This window comes from Mycolicibacterium parafortuitum, from assembly GCF_010725485.1.
Classification (GTDB): Bacteria; Actinomycetota; Actinomycetes; order Mycobacteriales; family Mycobacteriaceae; genus Mycobacterium.
The window spans coordinates 3,368,309-3,389,969 of sequence record NZ_AP022598.1 but is presented as its reverse complement, the minus strand read 5'-3'; the positions used below and the strand labels follow the sequence as shown (position 1 = coordinate 3,389,969).

The following is a 21,661-nucleotide window of genomic DNA, read 5'->3' as shown; positions in this document are numbered from 1 at the left end:
CGCCCTTGTCGGCTCGATGAACCCATGTCGGGCGACACGCCTCACAGCTGATGTAATACGGCTCACACGAGAAAGTCAAGACTTTGTCCTGACATTAGGACTGCAAGTCATGCCGTGTTTGAATTGCCGCAGATCAGCCGCCCGTGATCCCCCGCCCGCGCGGCGGGCCTCACGACCCGCCTACCGTCCGAATACGTTCCGGTCCACCTTCTCAGATTACGGAGTGCCCATGACCCCGTCGATGTCCGTCACCCGCCTCGGCGTACCCCCCGATGCGCAGATCGCCCAGAGCGCAACGGAATTCACCGTGCCGCAGGGCACGGGCATGCTCAGCGGGGTGTCGCGATGAGCTTCCGGTTGGCGGTGTGCGCCGAGATGGTGTTTCGCGACCTGCCGATCGTCGAGCGGATCGAGCGCATCGGCGAACTCGGGTTCGCCGCCGAGATCTGGAGCTGGCACGACAAGGACCTCAACGCGCTGGCAGCCACCGGGGTCACGATCACGTCGATGACGGGCTATCTGCACGGCGACCTCGTCGACCCCGAAACCTGCGACGAGGTGGTGCGCACCGCGAGGTTGAGCATCGAGGCCGCCGAGACCCTCGGCGTCACCCGGCTGAACCTGCACACCGCAGAGCTGGTGGACGGCCGCGCCGCACGCCCCCGGCAGCGCAGCACCGGGCAGATGTGGCTGACCGCGGCACGCACACTGGAACGCATCGGCGAGCTGGGCGCTGCGGCCGGCGTGCAGTTCTGTGTGGAGAACCTCAACACGATCGTGGACCACCCCGGGGTTCCGCTGGCGCGGGCGAAGGACACCCTGGCGCTGATCGAGGGGGTGGGCCATCCGAACGTGAAGATGATGCTGGACCTCTACCACGCCCAGCTCGGCGAGGGGAATCTGATCGACCTGGTCCGCCGCTGCGGTGACGCGATCGGAGAGATCCAGGTGGCCGATGTGCCGGGCCGCTGCGAGCCGGGCACGGGCGAGATCAACTATCCAGCGGTGGCCGACGCGCTGCGCGGGATCGGCTACACCGGCACGGTCGGTATGGAGGCGTGGGCGTCCGGGGCAGGCACGGCGGGAAGTGAGGCCGCGCTCTCGGCGTTCAGGGCCGCGTTCGCGCCCAGCGCACGATGACGGTGCCGTCGGCGCCGACGAGGATGGCGCGCCGCTCCATCCGGATCTCGACGTGGGTTTCGGTCGCGGCGATGCGGCGCGCCGGCCCGGCGACTACCTTCGGGCTCGTCGTCAGGCACAGTTCGTCGATCTCGTTGTCGGACACCAGTTGTGAGAACAAGGTGGGTCCACCCTCGACGAGCACGCGGTGCAACCCGAGCCGGCCGAGCGCATCGCGGATCGCGGCGGACCCGATCGTGGCGCCGGGCAGTTCGGCCACCCGCGCCGAGGATCGCGCCAGCACGCGACGCGCGGACTCGTCGGCGGTCGCACTGATCAGCGCCACGGCGGGCACGTCGACGTCGTCGAGCAGATGCCCCGGCACCGCTCCTGTACCCGACACCACCGCCACGGGTAGCTCGGCGGTCAGCCCGTTCGCGGTCCGCCACGCTTGCGCCTCGGCGCTGAGCCGGATGTCGACGTACGGGGTGGCGGTGGCGGTGACGGCGCCGACGAGGATCACGTCGGCGACCTCGCGCAGCCTGGTGAACACCCGGCGGTCGGTCGCCGTGCCGAGTCTGCGACCCGAGCCGTCGAGGGTCACCGCACCGTCGATGCTCGCGATGAAGTTGGCCCGCAACAGCGGCCGCCGCAGGCCCCCGGGATAGGCCAGCAGGTCGCGCAACTCGTCGTCGGCCAGCGCCTCGGCGTCGATCACGCTCGGCTGCGGTGCCACTGCGGTCACGGCGTCCCCCCTCCGAGCCGGGACAGTGCCACGGCGGCTGCCGGCGCCGGTTTCTGCTCGCCGCCCGACAGGAACATCGCCGCCACGATCCCCAGTGCCGCCGCGCATGCGGGCAGCAGCATCGACTGCGCCATCGCATCGGCGAACAGGTCCTCGAGCGGTTCGGGCAGCGCCGCCCCGGCTTCGTCATCGAGGTGGATGTGCTCGGCGTGTTCGTCGCCGAGCAGGATCGTGATCAGCGCGGCGATACCGGCGCTGCTGAGCACGCCGCCGACATGGCGGGCGGTGTTGCACACCGCGGATCCGGCACCGGCGAGGTCCTCCGGCAGCGCACGGGTAGCGGTGGCCGACAACGGCTCCCAGGTGAACGCGCCGGCCACCCCGACCAGTGTCATCGGCAGCGCCAACCGCCACACCGGATGGTCCGGTTCCATCTCCACGGCGAGCCACAGCAACGCGACCACCAGCAGGGTGAACCCGAACACGACGAGGGGCCGGGGGTGCGCACGGTCGACGAGGCGCCCGACCACCGGCGCGAGCACGACGGTGGCGATCGCTGTCGGTGCCATGAGCAGCGCCGCGCGCAGCGCCGTCAGCCCCGCGACCTCCTGCAGGAAGATCATCAACGGGATCGCGAACGCGGCGAAGACGAAACTGACCAGTGCGATCCCGGCGTTGGACAGCACGAAGTTCCGGTACGACCCCAGCCGCGACGGAATCAACGGCTCTCTGGAGTGTTTCGTCTGCCATCCGAAAAACACTGCGATACAGGTGATTCCAGTGATGATCGTGGCCCAGATCGGCACGGACCAGTCGTGGTGCTGGCCCTCCTGCACGCCGAGCACGATCAGGCAGATGCCGGCGCCCGACAACACCACCCCGACGATGTCGAAGCGCAGTCGCCGCCCCGGCAGCGCGGGAATCAGCCACGCGGCCAACGCCAGACCGACGACACCGATCGGCAGGTTGATCAGAAAGATCCACCGCCAGCCTGCGGTGCCCAGGAGCACGCCACCGAGCACCGGACCCGCAAGCATCCCGACCCCGGCAGTGGCGCCCCAGACACTCATCGCGGCACCATGGCGCTGCGGCGGGAAGGTCCTGGTGATCGACGTCAGGATCTGCGGGGTCAGCAGCGCCGCACCCATGCCCTGGACCACCCGCGCGCAGATCAGCGTGCCGACCGAGGTCGACAGGCCGCACCACACCGACGCCGCCGTGAACGTCGCCAGCCCGAACAGATAGATGTGCTTGGGGCCGAACCGGTCTCCGAGTCGTCCACCGATCAGCAGGAACGCCGCGAACGCGAGAAGGTAGGCGCTGGTCACCCAGATGACGGAGTGGTACTCGACCCCGAAGTCGTGTTTGAGCGCGGGGTTGGCCACCGCGACGACGGTCGAGTCCGCGACGATCAGGAAGAAGCCGATCATCATCGCCCACAGCGCGCGGAACGGGCGGCGGTGCTGCGACACGATGCCCTCCCCGCGGTCCTGCCGAAGGTTCCGAAGGAGAGAGTGTCACAAATGCCATCCGCCGGTGGCGCAATCGGCGGACCTATTAGAGGACCTTTATAAAATCAGCGGTCCACAAGGGTGGTTTCGAAGTAGTAGCGCGATGCGCGATAGCAGTGGTGGCCGAACTCGACGGCGGCGCCGGAGTCGTCGAATGCAGTGCGCGCCATGGTCAGTAGCGGGGCATTGTGCTTTTCCTCGAGCAGCTGGGCCTCTGCGCGCGTCGCGCTGCGCGCGCCGATCCGCTGCCTGGCGAGGCGGATGTGCACACCACGGGCCCGCAGCGACTGGTACAGCCCGTGCTTCTCGAGTTCATCGGCCTGCGGCGCGATGTCGGCGGGCAGGTGGTTCGTCATCAACGCCAGCGGTTCGCCGTTCGCGCACCGGAGCCGGTGGATCGTCGCGACGTCCCGCCCGTCGGTCAGGTTCAGTTCGCGGGCGATCTCTTCGTCGGGCGGACCGACGTGGTACTTCAGCAGCCGGGTGGTCGGCTCCTGGCCCGCGCGTGCGAGGTCGTCGAACAGACTGGTCAACTCGACTCGGCGGTGCACCGGATTCTGGACGACCTGGGTGCCGACACCCCGCTTGCGGACCAGTAGGCCCTTGTCGACGAGCTCCTGAATCGCCCGCCGCGTGGTCGGGCGCGACAGCGTGAGTCGCTTCGCCAACGCGAGCTCGTTCTCGAATCGGTCACCGGGGGCGAGTTCGCCATCTCTGATGGCGGCCTCGATCGCCTGGGCGAGCTGGTAGTAGAGAGGGACCGGGCTTGACCTGTCTAGCTCCACAGTCAGCGGCACATCGGCTCCGATCTCGCGAGGAACGTGTCAAAGGTAGTCAGAAGGTAGCTGAATCCTAACACCGATTGAGATAAAGATAGAATGTCAGGACAAAGTGTTGACAGCTTGCCGTGACGCGGGGCACAGTCGTAGTCAGCCACCCACACCTATCCGTCGGAGTGACTTGTGATGACCAATCAGCCATATGACGTGCTCGCCATCGGGCGGTGCGGCGTCGACGTATATCCACTCCAGGTCGGAGTCGGCCTCGAAGAGGTGCAGACGTTCGGGAAGTTCCTCGGTGGCAGCGCCGCCAACGTCGCGGTCGCCGCGGCACGCCTGGGGAACCGCGCGGCGCTGATCTCGGGCGTCGGTGACGACCCGTTCGGCCGTTATGTGCGCGCCGAACTCGAGCGCCTCGACGTCGACAGCCGCTTCGTGGCCACCCACGGCGAGTTCCCGACCCCGGTGACGTTCTGCGAGATCTTCCCGCCCGACGACTTCCCGCTGTACTTCTACCGCAAGCCCAGTGCACCGGATCTGCAGATCCGCGCCGACGAGATCGACTCCGAGGCGGTGCGATCGGCGCGGCTGTACTGGTCGACGGTCACCGGACTGTCCGAAGAGCCGAGCCGCAGTGCACATTTCGCAGCCTGGGGCGCTCGCGAACGGCGTCCGCTGACGGTGCTCGACCTCGACTACCGGCCGATGTTCTGGGCCTCCCCCGCCGCGGCCACCGAGCAGGTGCGCAAGGCGCTGGCCCATGTCACGGTCGCGGTCGGCAACCGTGAGGAGTGTGAGATCGCCGTCGGCGAGACCAACCCGCACAAGGCCGCCGACGCGCTGCTCGACCTCGGTGTCGAGCTGGCCATCGTCAAACAGGGTCCGCGCGGTGTCCTCGGCAAGACGAAGCACTCGTCGGTGACGGTGGCGCCCAACGAAGTCGACGTGGTCAACGGCCTGGGCGCAGGCGATGCGTTCGGCGGCAGCCTGTGCCATGGCTTGCTGAACAACTGGTCGCTGGAGAAGACGCTGCGCTACGCCAACGCCGCGGGCGCCATCGTCGCGGGCCGGCTCGAATGTTCGACCGCGATGCCGACCGCCGCCGAGGTCGCCGATCTGGCCGAGCAGACCGCGATGGGGGCTGTCAATGTCTGATACCGCCGTGTGCACCGATTACGTGTCGCTGACCGAGGTCCGGGCCACCGAACCGGGGGCCGTGGCCCGCGCCTGGGCGCAGCGCGCCACCCGGCCCACGCTGCGCGGCAACGGAAGACTGATGATCGTCGCCGCGGACCACCCGGCCAGGGGCGCCCTGTCGGTCGGCTCGCGTCCCACCGCGATGAACAGCCGCACCGAACTGCTCGATCGGCTGCGCACCGCGCTCGCCGATCCAGGCGTGGACGGCGTGCTCGCCACCGCGGACATCCTCGACGACCTGGTGCTGCTCGGCGCGCTGGAGGACAAGGTGGTGTTCTCCTCGTTCAACCGCGGCGGGCTGGCGGGTTCGTCGTTCGAACTCGACGACCGCATGACGGGCGCCACCGCGGCGTCCACCGCCGCGGCGAAGATGAACGGCGGAAAGATGTTGTGCCGCATCGACCTCGACGATCCCGGCACGGTCGCCACGCTGGCGTCCTGCGCCCGCGCCGTCGACGAACTGGCCGCCCACGGGCTGATCGCGATGCTGGAACCATTCATGTCGTCACGAGTGAACAGCAAGGTGCGCAACGACCTGTCCCCCGACGCGGTGATCAAGTCGGTGCACATCAGCCAGGGGCTCGGCGGCACGTCGGCGTTCACCTGGATGAAACTGCCCGTCGTGGCCGAGATGGAACGGGTGATGGATGCGACCACGCTGCCGACCCTGCTTCTCGGCGGCGACCCGACCGATCCCGACGAGGCGTTCGCCAGCTGGCAGAAGGCGCTGGCCCTGCCCTCGGTGCGGGGTCTGATCGTCGGACGCAGCCTGTTGTATCCGCCCGACGACGACGTCAGTGCGGCCGTCGCGACCGCGGTGGCGATGGTCCGATGAGGTCGGAACTGTACATCCCGGCGGGCAGCGCCGTCGCACCGTTCACCGTCGCGATCACCCCCGAGGACGCCGGCTGGGCCGAATCCTCGTTGCATGTCGTCGATCTGGGTGCCGACGGCTCGGTGTCGCTGTCCACCGACGGCACCGAGGTGATGATCCTTCCGCTGTCCGGTGGCGGACGTGTCGAGTGCGGCGGTGAGACCTTCACGCTGTCACCGCGGGCGTCGGTGTTCGACGGGCCCGCCGACATGGTCTACCTCGGCATCGGGCAGGACTACACCCTGGCGGGCCACGGCCGCATCGCGATCTGCGGTGCGAGGGCCGCGACGTCGTTTCCGAACCGGCGGGTGGCCGCGGCCGAGGTCGCGGTCGAGTTGCGCGGTGCGGGCAACTGCAGCAGGCAGGTACACAACTTCGGCACCGCGACGGCGTTCGAGGCGGATTCCCTGATCGCGTGTGAGGTGATCACCCCGGGCGGCAACTGGTCGAGCTACCCGGCCCACAAGCACGACGAGAACAGCGACGTCGAGACCCAGCTCGAGGAGATCTACTACTTCGAGATCGGCGACTCCCCCGCCGGCACCCCGGGGTTCGGATACCACCGGGTGTACGGCACCCCGCAACGCCCGATCGAGGTGCTCGAAGAGGTGCGCTCCGGTGACGTGGTGCTGGTCCCGCACGGCTACCACGGCCCGTCCATCGCCGCGCCCGGACACCACATGTACTACCTGAACGTGATGGCCGGATCCGGTCCCACCCGGGCCTGGCTGATCTGTGACGACCCGAATCACACCTGGCTGCGCGGCAGTTGGGAGCACCAGGACGTCGACCCGCGCCTACCGTTCACCGGATCGCCCGCAGCCGACCCCGCTATTCAAGGAGAATGACCCGTGGTTTCCACCGCGCCGAAGTCGACCGAGAAGCTCGTCGACGATGAACCGACCGTGCGGCTCACCGTGGCCCAGGCGACCGTGCGGTTCCTGGCCAACCAGTATGTCGAGCGGGACGGCGAGCGGCACAAGTTCTTCGCCGGCTGCCTCGGGATCTTCGGCCATGGCAACGTGGCGGGCATCGGGCAGGCGTTGCTGCAGGACGAGATCGAAGCACGCGAGGCCGGCGTCGAACCCGGGCTGAGATACGTGCTCGGACGCAACGAGCAGGCCATGGTGCACACCGCGGTCGCGTACGCGCGCCAGCAGGACCGCACCCAGGCGTGGGCGGTCACCGCCAGTGTCGGCCCCGGCTCGACGAACATGCTGACCGGCGCGGCGCTGGCCACGATCAACCGGTTGCCGGTATTGCTGCTGCCCTCCGATACTTTCGCGACCCGCGTCAGCGCGCCGGTGTTGCAGGAACTGGAGTTGCCGTCCAGCGGCGACGTGACGGTCAACGACGCGTTCAAACCGCTGTCGCGGTATTTCGACCGGGTGTGGCGGCCCGAACAGTTGCCCGCCGCGCTCCTCGGCGCGATGCGGGTGCTGACCGATCCCGTCGAGACCGGCGCGGCGACCGTGGCGCTCCCCCAGGATGTCCAGGCCGAATCGTTCGACTGGCCGGTGTCGCTGTTCGCCGAGCGCACCTGGCACATCGCCCGCCCGCTGCCGGAACGGTCCGTCATCGCCAAGGCTGCGGCGGTGATCCGGTCGGCACGCACACCGCTGATCGTCGCCGGCGGCGGCGTGATCTACTCGGGGGCCGACGAGGCGCTGGCACGTTTCGTCGCCACCACCGGCATCCCGGTGTGCGAGAGCCAGGCGGGTAAGGGTTCGCTGCTGCACGACGATCCGCGCTCGGTCGGCGCGGTCGGATCGACGGGCACCACCGCCGCGAACGCGCTCGCCAGTGAGGCCGACGTCGTCATCGGGATCGGCACCCGGTACAGCGACTTCACCTCCGCGTCGCGCACGGCGTTCAACAACCCCGACGTGCGGTTCGTGAACATCAATGTGGCGTCGCTGGATTCGGTCAAGCAGGGCGGCATCAGCGTGGTATCGGATGCGCGCGAGGCGCTCGACGCGCTGACCGAACTGCTGGCCGACCACACCGTCGACGCCGAGTACACCACCCGGATCCGTGAGCTGATGGCGGAGTGGAACGCCACCGTCGACGATGCCTACCGCACCCGCGACGGCGAGGCACTGAACCAGAACCAGGTGATCGGGCTGGTGAACACGCTGTCGGATCCCCGCGACGTGGTGGTGTGTGCGGCCGGGTCCATGCCCGGTGATCTGCACAAGCTGTGGCGGATGCGCGACCGGAAGGGGTATCACGTCGAATACGGCTTCTCGTGCATGGGTTACGAGATCGCCGGCGGTATCGGTGTGCGGATGGCCGCCCCCGAGCGCGACGTGTTCGTGATGGTCGGCGACGGCTCGTACCTGATGATGGCCACCGAACTGGCCACGGCGGTGCAGGAGGGCGTCAAGATCATCCCGGTGCTGGTGCAGAACCACGGTTTCGCGTCGATCGGCGGGCTGTCGGAATCGCTTGGCTCGCAACGGTTCGGCACGTCATATCAGTACCGCGGCGAGAGCGGACGGCTCGACGGTGGCAGACTGCCGGTGGACCTGGCCGCCAACGCCGCCAGCCTCGGCGCGGACGTCATCCGGGCGGACACCGCGGCCGAGTTCACCGATGCGGTCAAGGTGGCCAAGGCCAGTGACCGCACCACGGTAATCTATGTCGAGACCGATCCGCTGGTGTACGCACCCGACAGCCATTCGTGGTGGGACGTCCCGGTCAGCGAGGTCTCCACCCTGGATTCCACGCAGCAGGCCTACCAGCGCTACGCGGAGTGGAAGAAAGTGCAACGGCCGCTGATCAATCCGTCCGATCGCTGACGAGGAACGCCATGTCAGATCTGCGTATCGCCGTGCTCGGTGTCGGTGTGATGGGCGCCGACCACGTCGCCCGCATCACCTCGCGCATCTCCGGCGCCCGGGTGAGCGTGGTCAACGACTACGTCACGGAGAAGGCCGAACAGCTCGCCGGCTCCGTCCCCGGCTGCCGGGCCGTCGCCGACCCACTGGATGCGATCGCCGGTGACGATGTCGATGCGGTACTTGTCGCCAGCCCGGGGTCCGCACACGAGAAGCAACTACTCGCCTGCCTGGAGTACCGCAAACCGGTCATGTGCGAAAAGCCTTTGACGACAGATGTTTCCACGTCGCTGGACATCGTGCGGCGGGAGGCGGAGCTCGGCCGATCGCTGATCCAGGTCGGGTTCATGCGCCGCTTCGACGACGAGTACATGCGGCTGAAGATGCTGCTCGACGGTGGAGAGCTCGGCCGGCCACTGGTGATGCACTGTGTGCACCGCAATCCGCATGTGCCGTCATACTTCGACAGCTCACTGATCGTCAAGGACTCGCTCGTGCACGAGGTGGACGTGACCCGCTTCCTGTTCGGCGAGGAGATCGCCACCGTGCAGATCATCAAGCCCGCCTCGAATCCCGGTGCGCCCGAGGGTGTGATCGACCCGCAGATCGCGATCTTGAGGACGGTCTCGGGCAAGCACGTCGACGTCGAACTCTTCGTCACCACCGGCGTCGCCTACGAGGTGCGCACCGAGGTGGTCGGTGAGCACGGTAGCGCGATGATCGGTCTGGACGTCGGGCTGATCCGCAAGAGCTCCCCCGGCGTGTGGGGCGGCACGATCACCCCCGGGTTCCGCGAGCGCTTCGGTCGCGCCTACGACAGCGAGATCCAGCGTTGGGTCGACGCGGTCAAGGGCGGTGCCACCACGGGGAATTACACCGATGGCCCGACCGCGTGGGACGGCTACGCCGCCGCGGCGGTCTGCGCCGCCGGCGTCGAATCGCTGGAGACCGGTAGCCCCGTCGACGTGCAGCTCGCCGAACGCCCCTGAGCATCCCAGTCGTCCCGCCGGCACCGCGAGCGCGCGTGTCTGCACGGGGACACTCCGTGTCACCCGTGCAGGACCGCGCGCTCGTCCCGTCCTCAGCGCGCGGCGCGCGTCAGCTCGTGCGGGGGTCGCGCGGGTGCCGGTAGGCCTCGATCGACTCCAGGTCGGCGAGCACCTCGACCCGGGTGTCGTAATGCAGCGCGTGGTCGACCTGGTGCTCGGCGTAGTCCGCCGACTGCATGATGTAGCCGTCGGGCTGGACGGTGATCATGGTGGGCACCCAGCCGTCGTCGCCGGGTGTGGACGGTGGCCACACCCACATGTCGGACAGCTGCTGGACATGGGCGTGCACCGCGACCCACCCGCGGCTGACCAGGCGAGCACCGAGTTCCTCGTCGCGGTAGCGCGCATGCTCGGTGGCGTCGACCGCGCTCAGTGACTCTTCGAGGGCCTCGACGTCGATCCCGTCGAGCCGAGGATCACCGGCGCCCGCGTCGCTGTCGGATGCGCCGTCGCGGCCGGCCCGCCAGGCCTTGCCCTTGGCGGTCTTCTTCCTACCCTTGCTGCGCGGCATGAGGTCCATCATGCCGCGCAGCCGCTACCGCGAGCGCGCGGTCCTGCACGGTGGACACGGAGTGTCCCCGGGCAGACACGCGCGCTCGCGGCGCCGGCGCACCCTCTGATCCCCCCGGTCAGAGGATGTAGAGCATCTCCTGGTAGGTCGGCAACGGCCAGAGGTCGTCGGCGACAACCGCTTCCAGCGCGTCGGCAGCCGCACGGACCGCATCCATCGCGGGCAGCAGCGCCTTCTGGGCGTGCGTCGCCTCGTCCAGCGCCGACTCCGCCGAGTGGTCCAGTGCGCCCCTGAGCACACCGAGCGCGCCGGTCAGGTCAGCGATCGGCGCCGAAACCGCCTGCAGCAGAGTGGTATCGGCGGTCATGCCGGCCGCCTTGAGCGCCGCGACGTTCTGCGCCAGCTCGGTCTGGTACCGGACCGCCGCGGGCAGGATCACCGTCGTACCGAGTTCGAGCGCAAGCTTCGCCTCGACCGCGATCGTCAGCGCGTACTGCTCGAGGCGCACCTCGTAGCGGCTGTGCAACTCCCGCTCGCTGAACACGCCGTATTTCTCGAAGACCTCGATGGCGCCGGGCTTGATCAGCTCGGGGATCGCGTCCAGCGTGGTCTTGAGGTTGGGCAGCCCGCGTTCGGCGGCCTCGATCTGCCAGTTCTCCGAGTAACCGTCCCCGTTGAACACCACCGCGCCGTGCTCGGTGATGATCTCGGTGAGCAGACGCTGCACCGCCACGTCGAAGTCCTCGCCGTCGGCGAGGGCCTTCTCCAGCACCGTGGCCATGTAGTCCAACGAATCGGCCATGATCGTGTTCAGCACGATCATCGGCACCGCGACCGTCTGGCTGGAGCCCGGCGCGCGGAATTCGAAACGGTTGCCGGTAAACGCGAACGGGCTGGTGCGGTTGCGGTCGCCGGGATCGGTCGGCAGCGCGGGCAGCGTGTCGACACCGATGTGCATGACGCCCTTGCCCTTCGACGACGTCGCCGCCCCCTTGGCGATCTGCTCGAAGACATCGGCCAGCTGCTCGCCGAGGAAGATCGAGATGATCGCCGGCGGCGCCTCGTTGGCGCCGAGGCGGTGGTCGTTGGTCGCCGAAGCCACCGAAACCCGAAGCAGCCCTGAGAATTTGTGCACCGCCCGGATCACCGCGGCGCAGAACACCAGGAACTGCGCGTTCTCGTGCGGGGTGTCGCCCGGAACGAGAAGTGACCCCAGGTCGGCGTTGCCGACCGAGAAGTTCACATGCTTACCGGAACCGTTCACCCCGGCGAACGGCTTCTCGTGGAACAGGCACTCCATACCGTGCTTCTTGGCGATCGTCTTGAACACCGTCATCAGCAGCTGCTGATGATCGGAGGCGATGTTGGCTCGCTCGAACATCGGCGCCACCTCGAACTGCGCGGGCGCGACCTCGTTGTGCCGGGTCTTGGCCGGGATGCCGAGCTTGAACAGCTCACGCTCGGTGTCCATCATGAACCCGAGGACGCGCTCGGGGACCGCGCCGAAGTAGTGGTCGTCGAACTCCTGGCCCTTGGGCGGTTTGGCGCCGAACAGCGTGCGGCCCGCGTTGACGAGGTCGGGGCGGGCCAGGAAGAAGTGCCGGTCGACGAGGAAGTACTCCTGCTCCGGACCGCAGAACGAGACCACCTTGTGCAGATCCTTGTGCCCGAACAGCGTCAGGATCCGCTCGGCATGCGTGCCCATCGCCTGCTGGCTGCGCAGCAGCGGGGTCTTGAAGTCCAGCGCCTCACCGGTCATCGACACGAACACCGTCGGGATGCACAGCGTGTTGCCGTTCGGGTTCTCCAGGATGTAGGCCGGGCTGGTGACGTCCCAGCCGGTGTAGCCACGCGCCTCGAACGTGCTGCGCAGCCCGCCCGACGGGAAGCTGGACGCATCCGGTTCCCCCTGGATCAGGGTCTTGCCGGCGAATTCGGCCAGCGTCTCACCGTCGGAGACGGGCTCGAGGAAGCTGTCGTGCTTCTCGGCGGTCAGACCGGTCATCGGGTAAAAGACGTGCGCGTAGTGGGTGGCACCCTTCGACAGCGCCCAGTCCTTCATCGCCGAGGCGACGGAGTCGGCGATCGCGGGGTCGAGCTTGGCGCCCTTCTCGATGGTCGCGACCACGGACTTGAACACCGATTTCGGCAGGCGCAGCTGCATCTCGGCCTTGGTGAACACGTTGGCGCCGAAGATCTCTCCGGGCGCCTCGGTCGGGTCGAAGCTGATCGCCGGCGGCACATACGCCTCGACATTGTTGATCGCCTGCAGGCGTACCGTATTACCGCTCAATGGAGTTCCTTTGCACTACGGAATCCGCCTCGGCTCGACGGACGTGACCGGCCAACACTAGGAACGTTCGATGCCGAATCTGTTACGCGAGCGTCAACGGCTGAAGTCGCTGGTTACGTGCGAGCACACGAAGCCACCGCTCGGCGAGCGCGACCGTGCGTGCAGAACCAGCAACTCCGGCGCGCCCCGGTGCAAACACGCGCGCTCGCGCTGCCGGGGCGACCGGGCTGCCCGCCGGGGCGTCAGCGAGAGGTCTCGTTCCACAGCGTGTCGATCCGGGTGCCGAGCTCGAGATCGGCGGCGACGGCCTCCAGTGCGGCGGCGACGATGGAAGCCGGGGCCCGATCGTGGACGACCAGGCCGATCGGGGGCCGCGGGCCGTGCTGGACCATGGGCCGCGCCGCGAAACCGGGCGGCACCCCGAGTTGCGGCAGCCACGCGGTGGACGCGATTGTCGCTCGCCCCGAACCCGTCAGGTGCGCATAGAGCGCATCCACCGAGTCCGCTTCCACGGCAGGCCGATACCGAGCCCCCTCGGCGGCCATGTTCGCGTCGAGGATGCGCCGGTTGCGCATCGTCGTGGTCAGCATGCACAGCTGCAGCTGCGCCGCGTCGGCCCAGCTGACCTCCCCCGAACCCATCACCGGATGGTCCGCCGGCGCCAGCAGCACGTATCGCTCCCGGTACAACTCCACCGACCGGGTGCCCGGCGTCGCCTCGTCGTCCAGATAGGTCAAGCCGGCGTCGAGCTCGAAATCAGCGAGCCGCCGGGCGATCTCACGCGACGACAGCGCCTCGATACGCACCGACGCCGCCGGGTTGCGGGCCAGGAACTCCGCGGTGATGAACGGACTGGCGGGCACGGCCGTCGGGATCGCCCCGATCCGCGCGGTGGCGGTCAGCCGCCCCTGCATGCGTTCCAGATCGGCGAGCATCTCGTCGCGTTCGGCGATGATCCGCTGCGCCCACGACACCACCCGCCGGCCTTCCTCGGTGAAACCCTCGAAGCGTTGGCCGCGTTGCACGATGACGATGCCGAGTTCGCGTTCGAGCCGCCGTATCGCCACCGACAGGGTCGGCTGGCTGATGTGGCACCGGGCCGCCGCCCGTCCGAAATGGCGCTCGGCGGCCAGCGCAAGAAGGTAGTCCAGATGCTGCAGCTGCACTTCGTTTGCCATCGGCCCTCCCGGCGCGCGTGTCGATAGACAACAACTATCACCGCATGTGAAATACCGAATACCGAGGTCGGCACAACGGCCTGCGCGCGAGGCTAGATTGGGGAAATGGCCACCACGCGAGACGTCGACGCAACCTACGACGAGCGCGACGTGGTGGTCAGCGGCGCAGAGCACGAAGCCGCCGGCGTGAAGGCCGTGATGGTCAGCCTGCAGCGGGCGGTCGAACAAATGGGCCCGGTCCGCACCGTCGCCGCGCTGTCGAAACTCAACCAACGGCACGGCTTCGACTGCCCCGGCTGCGCGTGGCCCGAGGAACACGGCGGACGAAAGCTCGCGGAGTTCTGCGAGAACGGTGCCAAGGCCGTCGCCGAGGAAGCCACCAAACGGGTGGTCACTCCGGAGTTCTTCGCGCGGCACAGCATCGCCGAACTCGACGCGCAGCCCGAGTACTGGTTGTCCCAGCAGGGCCGGCTGACCCACCCGATGGTGCTGCGCCCCGGCGACGACCACTACCGGCCCATCGCCTGGGAGGACGCGTACCGGCTGATCGCCGACGAGCTCCGCGCCCTCGACGACCCGAACCGGGCGGTGTTCTACACGTCCGGACGCACCAGCAACGAGGCCGCGTTCCTGTACCAACTGCTGGTCCGCAGCTTCGGCACCAACAATCTGCCGGACTGCTCCAACATGTGCCATGAATCGTCGGGCACCGCGCTGATCGACGCGATCGGGATCGGTAAGGGTTCGGTCACCGTCGACGATCTGATCGCCTCCGACCTGATCCTGATCGCCGGACAGAACCCCGGCACCAACCACCCGCGGATGCTGTCGATCCTGGAGAAGGCGAAGGCCAACGGCGCCAAGATCGTTGCGATCAACCCGCTGCCAGAGGCCGGGCTGATGCGCTTCAAGGACCCGCAGAAGGTGCACGGTGTCGTCGGGCACGGGGTGCCCATCGCCGACGAGTTCGTCCAGATCCGCATCGGCGGCGATATGGCGCTGTTCGCCGGGCTGGGCAAGCTGCTGTTCGAGGCCGATGACAAGGCGCCGGGCACCGTGGTCGACCGCGACTTCGTCGACCGGCACACGGCCGGCTTCGCCGAGTACGAGACTCGAACCCGGGCACTGGATCTCGACACCGTGGTGGAGGCCACCGGCATCGCCCGCGATCAACTCGAGCGGGTCGCCGCGATGCTCACCGCGTCGCGACGCACCGTCGTGTGCTGGGCGATGGGACTCACCCAGCAGAAACACGCGGTGCCCACGATCACCGAGATCTCCAACCTGCTGCTCATGCGCGGCATGATCGGCAAGCCCGGCGCGGGCCTGTGCCCGGTGCGCGGGCACTCCAACGTGCAGGGCGACCGCACCATGGGCATCTGGGAGAAGATGCCTGAACGCTTCCTCGCGGCGCTCGACACCAGGTTCGGGATCTCCAGCCCCCGCGAACACGGGATGGACACCGTCGACGCGATCCGGGCGATGCGCGACGGGCACGCCACGGTGTTCATCGCGATGGGCGGCAACTTCGCCTCCGCGACCCCCGACACCCCGATCACCGAGGCCGCGCTGCGGAACTGCTCGCTGACGGTTCAGGTGTCGACGAAACTGAACCGCAGCCACCTGGTGCACGGCCGCACCGCGCTGATCCTGCCGTCGTTGGGCCGCACCGACCGTGATATCCAGGCCACCGGCAAACAGTTGGTGTCCGTGGAGGATTCGATGTCGATGGTGCATCTGTCGCGCGGCAGCCTGCGGCCGCCCGGCGAGCAGGTGCGCAGTGAGGTCAGCATCGTCTGCCAACTCGCCCGTGCCCTCTTCGGCCCGGACCATCCGGTGCCGTGGGAGACGTTCAACGCCGACTACGACACCATCCGCGACGCGATAGCCGATGTGGTGCCCGGCTGCGAGGACTACAACCGCAGAGTGCGCGGCCCCGACGGCTTCCAGCTGCCGCATCCGCCCCGGGATGCCCGCGAATTCCACACCGCGACAGGCAAAGCCAACTTCGGCGCCTACCCCGTCGAATGGGTGGACGTCCCGCAGGGACGGCTCGTGCTGCAGACGTTGCGCAGCCACGATCAGTACAACACCACCATCTACGGACTCGACGACCGCTACCGCGGCGTCAAGGGCGGGCGACGGGTGGTCTTCGTCAACCCCGCCGATCTGCGGCGGTTCGGCCTGGCCGACGGGGACCGGGTGGACCTGGTCTCGGAGTTCACCGGCGCCGACGGGCAGGTGCAGGAACGGCGGGCCAAGGACTTCGCCGTGGTCGCCTACGCGACCCCGCAGGGCAACGCGGCGGCGTACTACCCGGAGACCAATCCGCTTGTCCCGCTGGACCACACCGCCGAGAAGTCGAACACCCCGGTGTCGAAGGCGGTCGTGATCCGGTTGGAGCGTGCCTAGTGGGACGGGTGACGGCGCGCCGACGGGCCCGGCATGTCACGGCCGAGGACACGGTGGCCCGCCCGGAGACCCTGGCCGTCGAGGAGCCGCTGGAGATCCGGGTCAACGGCGCCCCGATCACCGTCACGATGCGCACCCCGGGCAACGATGTCGAACTGGCCCAGGGGTTTCTGCTCACCGAGGGCATGGTCGGCAGCCGTGAGGACATCGTGTCGGTGCGGTACTGCCGCGGCGCCACCGAGGACAGCTCCGGCTATTCGCAGAACACCTACAACGTCCTCGACGTCACCCTGGCGCCCGGCGTCCCGGCGCCCGAGGTGGATCCGACCCGCAACTTCTACACGACCTCGTCGTGCGGGGTGTGCGGTAAGGCCTCCCTGGACGCGGTCCGGCTCAGCAGCAAGCACTCCCCCGGCGACGATCCGTCCGTCGTCAGCGCCGAGACCCTGTCGGAGCTGCCCGACAAATTGCGCGACGCGCAAAAGGTGTTCGCCGCGACCGGCGGGTTGCACGGCGCGGCGCTGTTCACCAGCGACGGCGACGCCCTGGTCGTGCGCGAGGACATCGGCAGGCACAACGCTGTCGACAAGGTCATCGGCTGGGCGCTCGAACAGGACCGGATACCGCTGCCTGGCACGGTGCTGCTGGTCAGTGGGCGCGCATCCTTCGAACTGACCCAGAAGGCGGTGATGGCGGGCATCCCGGTGCTCGCCGCCGTCTCGGCGCCGTCGTCGCTGGCCGTGGACCTCGCGGCGCAGTCCGGGCTGACGCTGGTCGCGTTCCTCCGGGGCGAGTCGATGAACGTCTACTCCCGGCCCGACCGCGTCACCCGATAGCCGGCAAACGCACACAATCTCCATCCGTTCTCCACACAACCTCCAAGCACCGATGCCCGGCCGGCGGCCAGCATCGTGCGCATGCCAGAAATCCTCATCGCGTCCTGCCCGCCGATCGGACATCTCGGTCCGCTGCTCAACGTCGCCCGCGGCCTCGTCGCCCGCGGGGACCGCGTCACCGTACTGACCAGCGCACGCCACGCTGACCGGATCCGTGCGGTCGGCGCCGAACCGCAGCCCCTGCCCTATGGCGCCGACTTCGACGACACCTCGCTCGACGCCGACCTGCCCGGCCGCGCCGAGACCTCCGGAATCGCCCGGCTCAATTTCGACATCGAGCACATCTTCGTCCGGCCGATGCCGCACCAGTTCAGTGCGCTGCAGGAACTGTTGGCCGCCAACCAGTTCGACGCCGTGATCGCCGATGCGTTCTTCCTCGGCATCCTGCCTCTGCTGCTGGATCGCACCGCCGACCGGCCGCCGATCCTGGCGTACTCCAGCACACCGCTGTTCCTCAGCAGTGCCGACACCGCACCGGCGGGCCCCGGCGTCCCGCCGATGCCGGGCACGGTCGGTCGGATCCGCAATCGCGCGCTGACCCTGCTGACGAGGACTGTGCTGCTGCGGCCCGCGCACCGCGCCGCCGTCAGAATGCTCACCGCGATGGGCGTGCAGCCACCTCCGGTCTTCGTACTCGACTCGGCGGTGCTCGCCGACCGGGTCATCGTGCCGACCGTCCCGGAGTTCGAGTATCCCCGCACCGACCTGCCCGACCATGTCCGGTTCGTCGGCGCGGTACACCCGATGCCCAGCGACGACTTCCTCGCCCCTGCCTGGTGGGGCGAACTGCACGCGGCGGTCGCGGCCGGTCGCCCCGTCGTCCACGTCACCCAGGGCACCATCGACAACGCCGACCTGAGCCGGCTCCTGGAACCCACCATCGAGGCCCTGGCCGACGAGGACGTCACGCTCGTCGTCACCACCGGAGGCCGCGACGTCGCCGCGATATGCGTTCCGATCCCCGCCAATACGTTTGTGGCCGAATACATCCCGCACGACAAGCTGTTGCCCAGCGTCGACATCATGGTCACCAACGGCGGCTACGGCGCAGTGCAACGCGCCCTCGCCGCCGGTGTCCCGCTGATCGTCGCGGGCAACACCGAAGACAAACCGGAGGTCGCGGCAAGGGTGGCGTGGTCGGGCGCCGGGATCAACCTCAAGACCGGCACGCCGTCGGCGGACGACGTCCGGGAAGCCGTGCGGCGGATCCGGGAGGACGGACGCTACCTGCACCGGGCGCGGCAACTGGAGGCCGCGTTCGCCCGCAAGGACGGGTCCGCCGAGATCGCGGCGCTCGTCGATGAGGTGGTCGCAGAACGGCCCCGGGCGGTGCGTTGAGGCGTGGCGCGTGACGCTGCCGAGAATGCGCTGAGGGCCGTCAGCCCACTGGACTGAACGGCCCTCAGCGCGATCTCGAAGTGCTCGACGCTAGGCGCTCTTATCCCGGCGCTCGCTCCGCGACGGCTTGCGCGGCACGATCGTCGGCAGCACGTTGTCCTCGACGGTCTCCTTGGTGACGACCACCTTGGCGACGTCGTCGCGGCTCGGGATGTCGTACATCACCGGCAGCAACACCTCTTCCATGATGGCGCGCAGACCACGGGCACCGGTGCCGCGGTGGATCGCCTGATCGGCGATGGCCTCCAGCGCATCGGGAGTGAACTCGAGCTCGACCCCGTCCATGTCGAACAGTCGCGTGTACTGCTTGACCAGGGCGTTCTTCGGCTCGGACAGGATCTTGACCAGCGATTCCTTGTCCAGGTTCGTCACCGACGCGACGACCGGCAGGCGGCCGATGAACTCGGGGATCAGCCCGAACTTGATCAGGTCCTCCGGCATGACCTCGGCGAAGTGGTCCTGGGTGTCGATCTCGGCCTTGGAGTGCACCTCGGCGCCGAAGCCCAGTCCGCGCTTGCCCACCCGGTCGGAGACGATCTTCTCCAGCCCGGCGAACGCGCCCGCGACGATGAACAGCACGTTGGTGGTGTCGATCTGGATGAACTCCTGGTGCGGGTGCTTGCGGCCGCCCTGCGGAGGAACCGAGGCCTGGGTGCCCTCCAGGATCTTCAGCAGCGCCTGCTGCACACCCTCGCCGGAGACGTCGCGGGTGATCGACGGGTTCTCGCTCTTGCGGGCGATCTTGTCGACCTCGTCGATGTAGATGATGCCGGTCTCGGCGCGCTTGACGTCGTAGTCGGCAGCCTGGATCAACTTGAGCAGAATGTTCTCGACGTCCTCACCGACATAGCCGGCTTCGGTCAGCGCGGTCGCGTCGGCGATCGCGAACGGCACGTTGAGCATCTTGGCCAGCGTCTGGGCGAGATAGGTCTTGCCGCACCCGGTCGGCCCCAGCATCAGGATGTTCGACTTGGCCAGTTCGACGGGTTCCGAACGCGAGTCGCGGCTCTTCTCGCCGGCCTGGATGCGCTTGTAGTGGTTGTAGACCGCGACGGCCAGGGTGCGCTTCGCGGAGTCCTGACCGATGACGTATCCCTCGAGGAACTCGCGGATCTCCGCGGGTTTGGGCAGCTCGTCGAGCTTGACGTCGTCGGCGTCGGCGAGCTCCTCCTCGATGATCTCGTTGCACAGGTCGATGCACTCGTCGCAGATGTACACCCCGGGACCCGCGATGAGCTTTTTCACCTGCTTCTGGCTCTTGCCGCAGAACGAGCACTTCAGCAGGTCGCCGCCATCTCCGATGCGTGCCATGGTGCTGGGGTCCCACTTCCTGTTGCCGTATCACTCGGTCGTACACCGGGTTGCTCCGGGACCGTGAAGGTTGCCCCCGACGCTACCCGCAGTCTCCGCCGCCGTGCGACCGATAAAGCCGAATAGCGCCGGTGTATTCACGTTGTAGTTGCGTCAACATATCGCCTGAGCCCCCGCGGAGGGCCATGCAACGCACCGCCGTGCCTCTGGCGTGTCGCCGCTGTTACCTGACCGAGAGTACCCGTCAGATCGTGACCGTACTGTGACGGCGTGACGTTCTCCGTTCCCGCCGGAGCCGTGCTGGTCAGCGACGGTGGACTGGCGACCGAGCTCGAAGCGCGCGGCCACGACCTCTCCGACGACCTGTGGTCGGCACGGTTGCTGGTGGATGCGCCACAGCAGATCGCCGCGGTGCACACGGCGTACTTCGACGCGGGCGCCGAGGTTGCGACGACGGCGACGTATCAGGCGTCGTTCGACGGGTTCGCCCAACGCGGAATCGACCGCGCCCGGGCCGCGGCGCTGATGCGTCTGGGGGTCATGCTGGCGCGGGACGCCCGCGATGCGCACGGCAGCGGATGGGTCGCGGCGTCGATCGGTCCGTACGGGGCGGCGCTGGCCGACGGCGAGGAGTACCGGGGCCGCTACGGCCTGACGGTCGCCGAGCTGACCGCATGGCACCGGCCGCGCATGGAGGTCATCGCGGACGCCGGACCCGATCTGCTCGCGATCGAAACCGTGCCGGATCTCGACGAGGCCGAGGCGATCGCGGCCGTGGTCGCCGACCTGGGTGTGCCCGCGTGGCTGTCGTTCACCGTCGACGGCACCGTGACGCGCGCCGGGCAGCCGCTGTCGGAGGCCTTCGCGGTCGCCGCGGGCGTGGACGAGATCGTCGCCGTCGGCGTGAACTGCTGCGCACCGGACGATGTCCTGCCCGCGATCACGATCGCGCGGGAGGTGACCGGGAAACCCGTCGTCGTCTATCCGAACAGCGGCGAGGTGTGGGACGGCCCGCGCCGGGCGTGGACGGGTACGTCGTCGTGGGCGCCGGGCCTGGTACCCCGGTGGGTCGCCGCCGGGGCGCGCATCGTCGGCGGCTGCTGCCGGGTGGGTCCGTCGGACATCACCCGCATCGCCGCCGACGTGCGGTAGAGATCAGCGCGGTCCGGGACCGAGCGGGCCCGGACCCACCGGGCCGGGTCCGACCGGCCCGGGGCCGACCGGGCCCGGTCCCACCGGGCCGACGACGCCGCCGACACCGACGGGTCCGGCAGGGCCGATCACCGGGTGGACGTAGTCGGGCAGGCACTCCAGCAACGCCGCATTCCAGTACATTCCCGCCGGGCACACCGGCTCCTGCGCGGACGCCATCGGCGTCCCCACGGCCCCCGCAACCACCGCCGCCGCCACCGCGGCGAGGGCTCCGACTCGCACGCTCATGAGATCCCCTATATCTCGACACGATCGCCGGGCTGTTCCTGACGACTGTGTAGATATTCAGGTTGACACGTCAGAACGTTACGAGAGCACGATTCGTCACCATCAGCG

At 68.5% G+C, this 21,661-nt stretch carries 19 protein-coding genes; 11 read left to right on the top strand and 8 right to left on the bottom strand.

The window, feature by feature from the left end; all coding sequences use genetic code 11:
- Window positions 1-229 precede the first annotated feature (229 nt).
- Together NTM_RS28840 and NTM_RS16335 are read left to right on the top strand one after the other, a co-directional pair.
- Window positions 230-349, top strand: a complete 120-nt coding sequence (locus NTM_RS28840) for a type VI secretion system baseplate subunit TssF (protein ID WP_232079729.1) — start codon at window positions 230-232, stop codon at window positions 347-349.
- A complete protein-coding gene (locus tag NTM_RS16335) occupies window positions 346-1,140 on the top strand; it encodes a TIM barrel protein (protein WP_163766858.1) in 795 nt (264 codons plus the stop codon). Before NTM_RS28840 ends, NTM_RS16335 begins: the two co-directional genes overlap by 4 nt.
- Here the strand turns inward: NTM_RS16335 and NTM_RS16330 are convergent.
- The 3 genes from NTM_RS16330 to NTM_RS16320 form a co-directional block, all read right to left on the bottom strand.
- The gene (locus NTM_RS16330) at window positions 1,109-1,864 is read right to left on the bottom strand and encodes a dihydrofolate reductase family protein (protein ID WP_163766857.1); all 756 of its coding nucleotides are present in this window, start codon (window positions 1,862-1,864) and stop codon (window positions 1,109-1,111) included. The two genes, NTM_RS16335 and NTM_RS16330, sit on opposite strands and share 32 nt — an antisense overlap.
- On the bottom strand, window positions 1,861-3,336 hold the full coding sequence (locus NTM_RS16325) for a DHA2 family efflux MFS transporter permease subunit (RefSeq protein WP_232079728.1): 1,476 nt from the start codon (window positions 3,334-3,336) through the stop codon (window positions 1,861-1,863). The genes NTM_RS16330 and NTM_RS16325 overlap by 4 nt, the downstream gene beginning before the upstream one ends.
- 104 nt (window positions 3,337-3,440) lie before the next feature.
- Window positions 3,441-4,172 (bottom strand): GntR family transcriptional regulator, encoded by a 732-nt coding sequence (locus tag NTM_RS16320; protein ID WP_104863415.1) that lies wholly within the window; start codon window positions 4,170-4,172, stop codon window positions 3,441-3,443.
- Between the two features lie 168 nt (window positions 4,173-4,340).
- Here NTM_RS16320 and iolC point away from each other — a divergent pair, with 168 nt between their 5' ends.
- From iolC to NTM_RS16295, 5 genes are read left to right on the top strand one after another with little or no spacing between them, the layout of a single operon-like run.
- Window positions 4,341-5,309 carry a 5-dehydro-2-deoxygluconokinase gene (gene iolC / locus NTM_RS16315; RefSeq protein WP_163766856.1) on the top strand — a complete coding sequence of 323 codons (969 nt, stop codon included), beginning with the start codon at window positions 4,341-4,343 and terminating at the stop codon, window positions 5,307-5,309.
- The gene (locus NTM_RS16310; protein ID WP_163766855.1) at window positions 5,302-6,186 is read left to right on the top strand and encodes a Cgl0159 family (beta/alpha)8-fold protein; all 885 of its coding nucleotides are present in this window, start codon (window positions 5,302-5,304) and stop codon (window positions 6,184-6,186) included. The genes iolC and NTM_RS16310 overlap by 8 nt, the downstream gene beginning before the upstream one ends.
- Window positions 6,183-7,073 carry a 5-deoxy-glucuronate isomerase gene (iolB, locus tag NTM_RS16305; RefSeq protein ID WP_163766854.1) on the top strand — a complete coding sequence of 297 codons (891 nt, stop codon included), beginning with the start codon at window positions 6,183-6,185 and terminating at the stop codon, window positions 7,071-7,073. The genes NTM_RS16310 and iolB overlap by 4 nt, the downstream gene beginning before the upstream one ends.
- Before the next feature lie 3 nt (window positions 7,074-7,076).
- Window positions 7,077-9,026: a 3D-(3,5/4)-trihydroxycyclohexane-1,2-dione acylhydrolase (decyclizing) gene (gene iolD, locus NTM_RS16300; RefSeq protein WP_163766853.1), complete on the top strand. Its 1,950-nt coding sequence runs from the start codon at window positions 7,077-7,079 to the stop codon at window positions 9,024-9,026.
- Between the two features lie 11 nt (window positions 9,027-9,037).
- Window positions 9,038-10,054 carry a Gfo/Idh/MocA family protein gene (locus NTM_RS16295; RefSeq protein WP_163766852.1) on the top strand — a complete coding sequence of 339 codons (1,017 nt, stop codon included), beginning with the start codon at window positions 9,038-9,040 and terminating at the stop codon, window positions 10,052-10,054.
- Between the two features lie 109 nt (window positions 10,055-10,163).
- Here NTM_RS16295 and NTM_RS16290 read toward each other — a convergent pair whose 3' ends face one another.
- From NTM_RS16290 to NTM_RS16280, 3 genes are all read right to left on the bottom strand, one after another.
- Window positions 10,164-10,625, bottom strand: a complete 462-nt coding sequence (locus NTM_RS16290; protein ID WP_232079727.1) for a hypothetical protein — start codon at window positions 10,623-10,625, stop codon at window positions 10,164-10,166.
- 118 nt (window positions 10,626-10,743) lie between these two features.
- On the bottom strand, window positions 10,744-12,918 hold the full coding sequence (locus tag NTM_RS16285) for a glutamine synthetase III family protein (protein WP_163766850.1): 2,175 nt from the start codon (window positions 12,916-12,918) through the stop codon (window positions 10,744-10,746).
- Between the two features lie 242 nt (window positions 12,919-13,160).
- Window positions 13,161-14,096 carry a LysR family transcriptional regulator gene (locus NTM_RS16280; protein ID WP_104863423.1) on the bottom strand — a complete coding sequence of 312 codons (936 nt, stop codon included), beginning with the start codon at window positions 14,094-14,096 and terminating at the stop codon, window positions 13,161-13,163.
- A gap of 105 nt (window positions 14,097-14,201) precedes the next feature.
- Here NTM_RS16280 and NTM_RS16275 point away from each other — a divergent pair, with 105 nt between their 5' ends.
- The 3 genes from NTM_RS16275 to NTM_RS16265 all read left to right on the top strand — a co-directional run bounded on the left by NTM_RS16275 (window position 14,202) and on the right by NTM_RS16265 (window position 18,742).
- Complete coding sequence (locus tag NTM_RS16275) at window positions 14,202-16,508, top strand: FdhF/YdeP family oxidoreductase (protein WP_163766849.1); 2,307 nt, start codon at window positions 14,202-14,204, stop codon at window positions 16,506-16,508.
- A complete protein-coding gene (gene fdhD / locus NTM_RS16270; RefSeq protein ID WP_163766848.1) occupies window positions 16,508-17,344 on the top strand; it encodes a formate dehydrogenase accessory sulfurtransferase FdhD in 837 nt (278 codons plus the stop codon). Before NTM_RS16275 ends, fdhD begins: the two co-directional genes overlap by 1 nt.
- Window positions 17,345-17,425: 81 nt before the next feature.
- Window positions 17,426-18,742 (top strand): glycosyltransferase, encoded by a 1,317-nt coding sequence (locus NTM_RS16265; protein WP_104863426.1) that lies wholly within the window; start codon window positions 17,426-17,428, stop codon window positions 18,740-18,742.
- Window positions 18,743-18,832: 90 nt separating this feature from the next.
- Here NTM_RS16265 and clpX read toward each other — a convergent pair whose 3' ends face one another.
- Entirely contained in the window at window positions 18,833-20,113 is a 1,281-nt protein-coding gene (gene clpX, locus NTM_RS16260) for an ATP-dependent Clp protease ATP-binding subunit ClpX (RefSeq protein ID WP_104863427.1), read from the bottom strand.
- A gap of 270 nt (window positions 20,114-20,383) precedes the next feature.
- Here clpX and mmuM point away from each other — a divergent pair, with 270 nt between their 5' ends.
- On the top strand, window positions 20,384-21,265 hold the full coding sequence (gene mmuM, locus NTM_RS16255; RefSeq protein ID WP_163766847.1) for a homocysteine S-methyltransferase: 882 nt from the start codon (window positions 20,384-20,386) through the stop codon (window positions 21,263-21,265).
- Between the two features lie 3 nt (window positions 21,266-21,268).
- Here mmuM and NTM_RS16250 read toward each other — a convergent pair whose 3' ends face one another.
- The gene (locus NTM_RS16250; protein WP_163766846.1) at window positions 21,269-21,553 is read right to left on the bottom strand and encodes a hypothetical protein; all 285 of its coding nucleotides are present in this window, start codon (window positions 21,551-21,553) and stop codon (window positions 21,269-21,271) included.
- Between the last annotated feature and the right edge of the window lie 108 nt (window positions 21,554-21,661).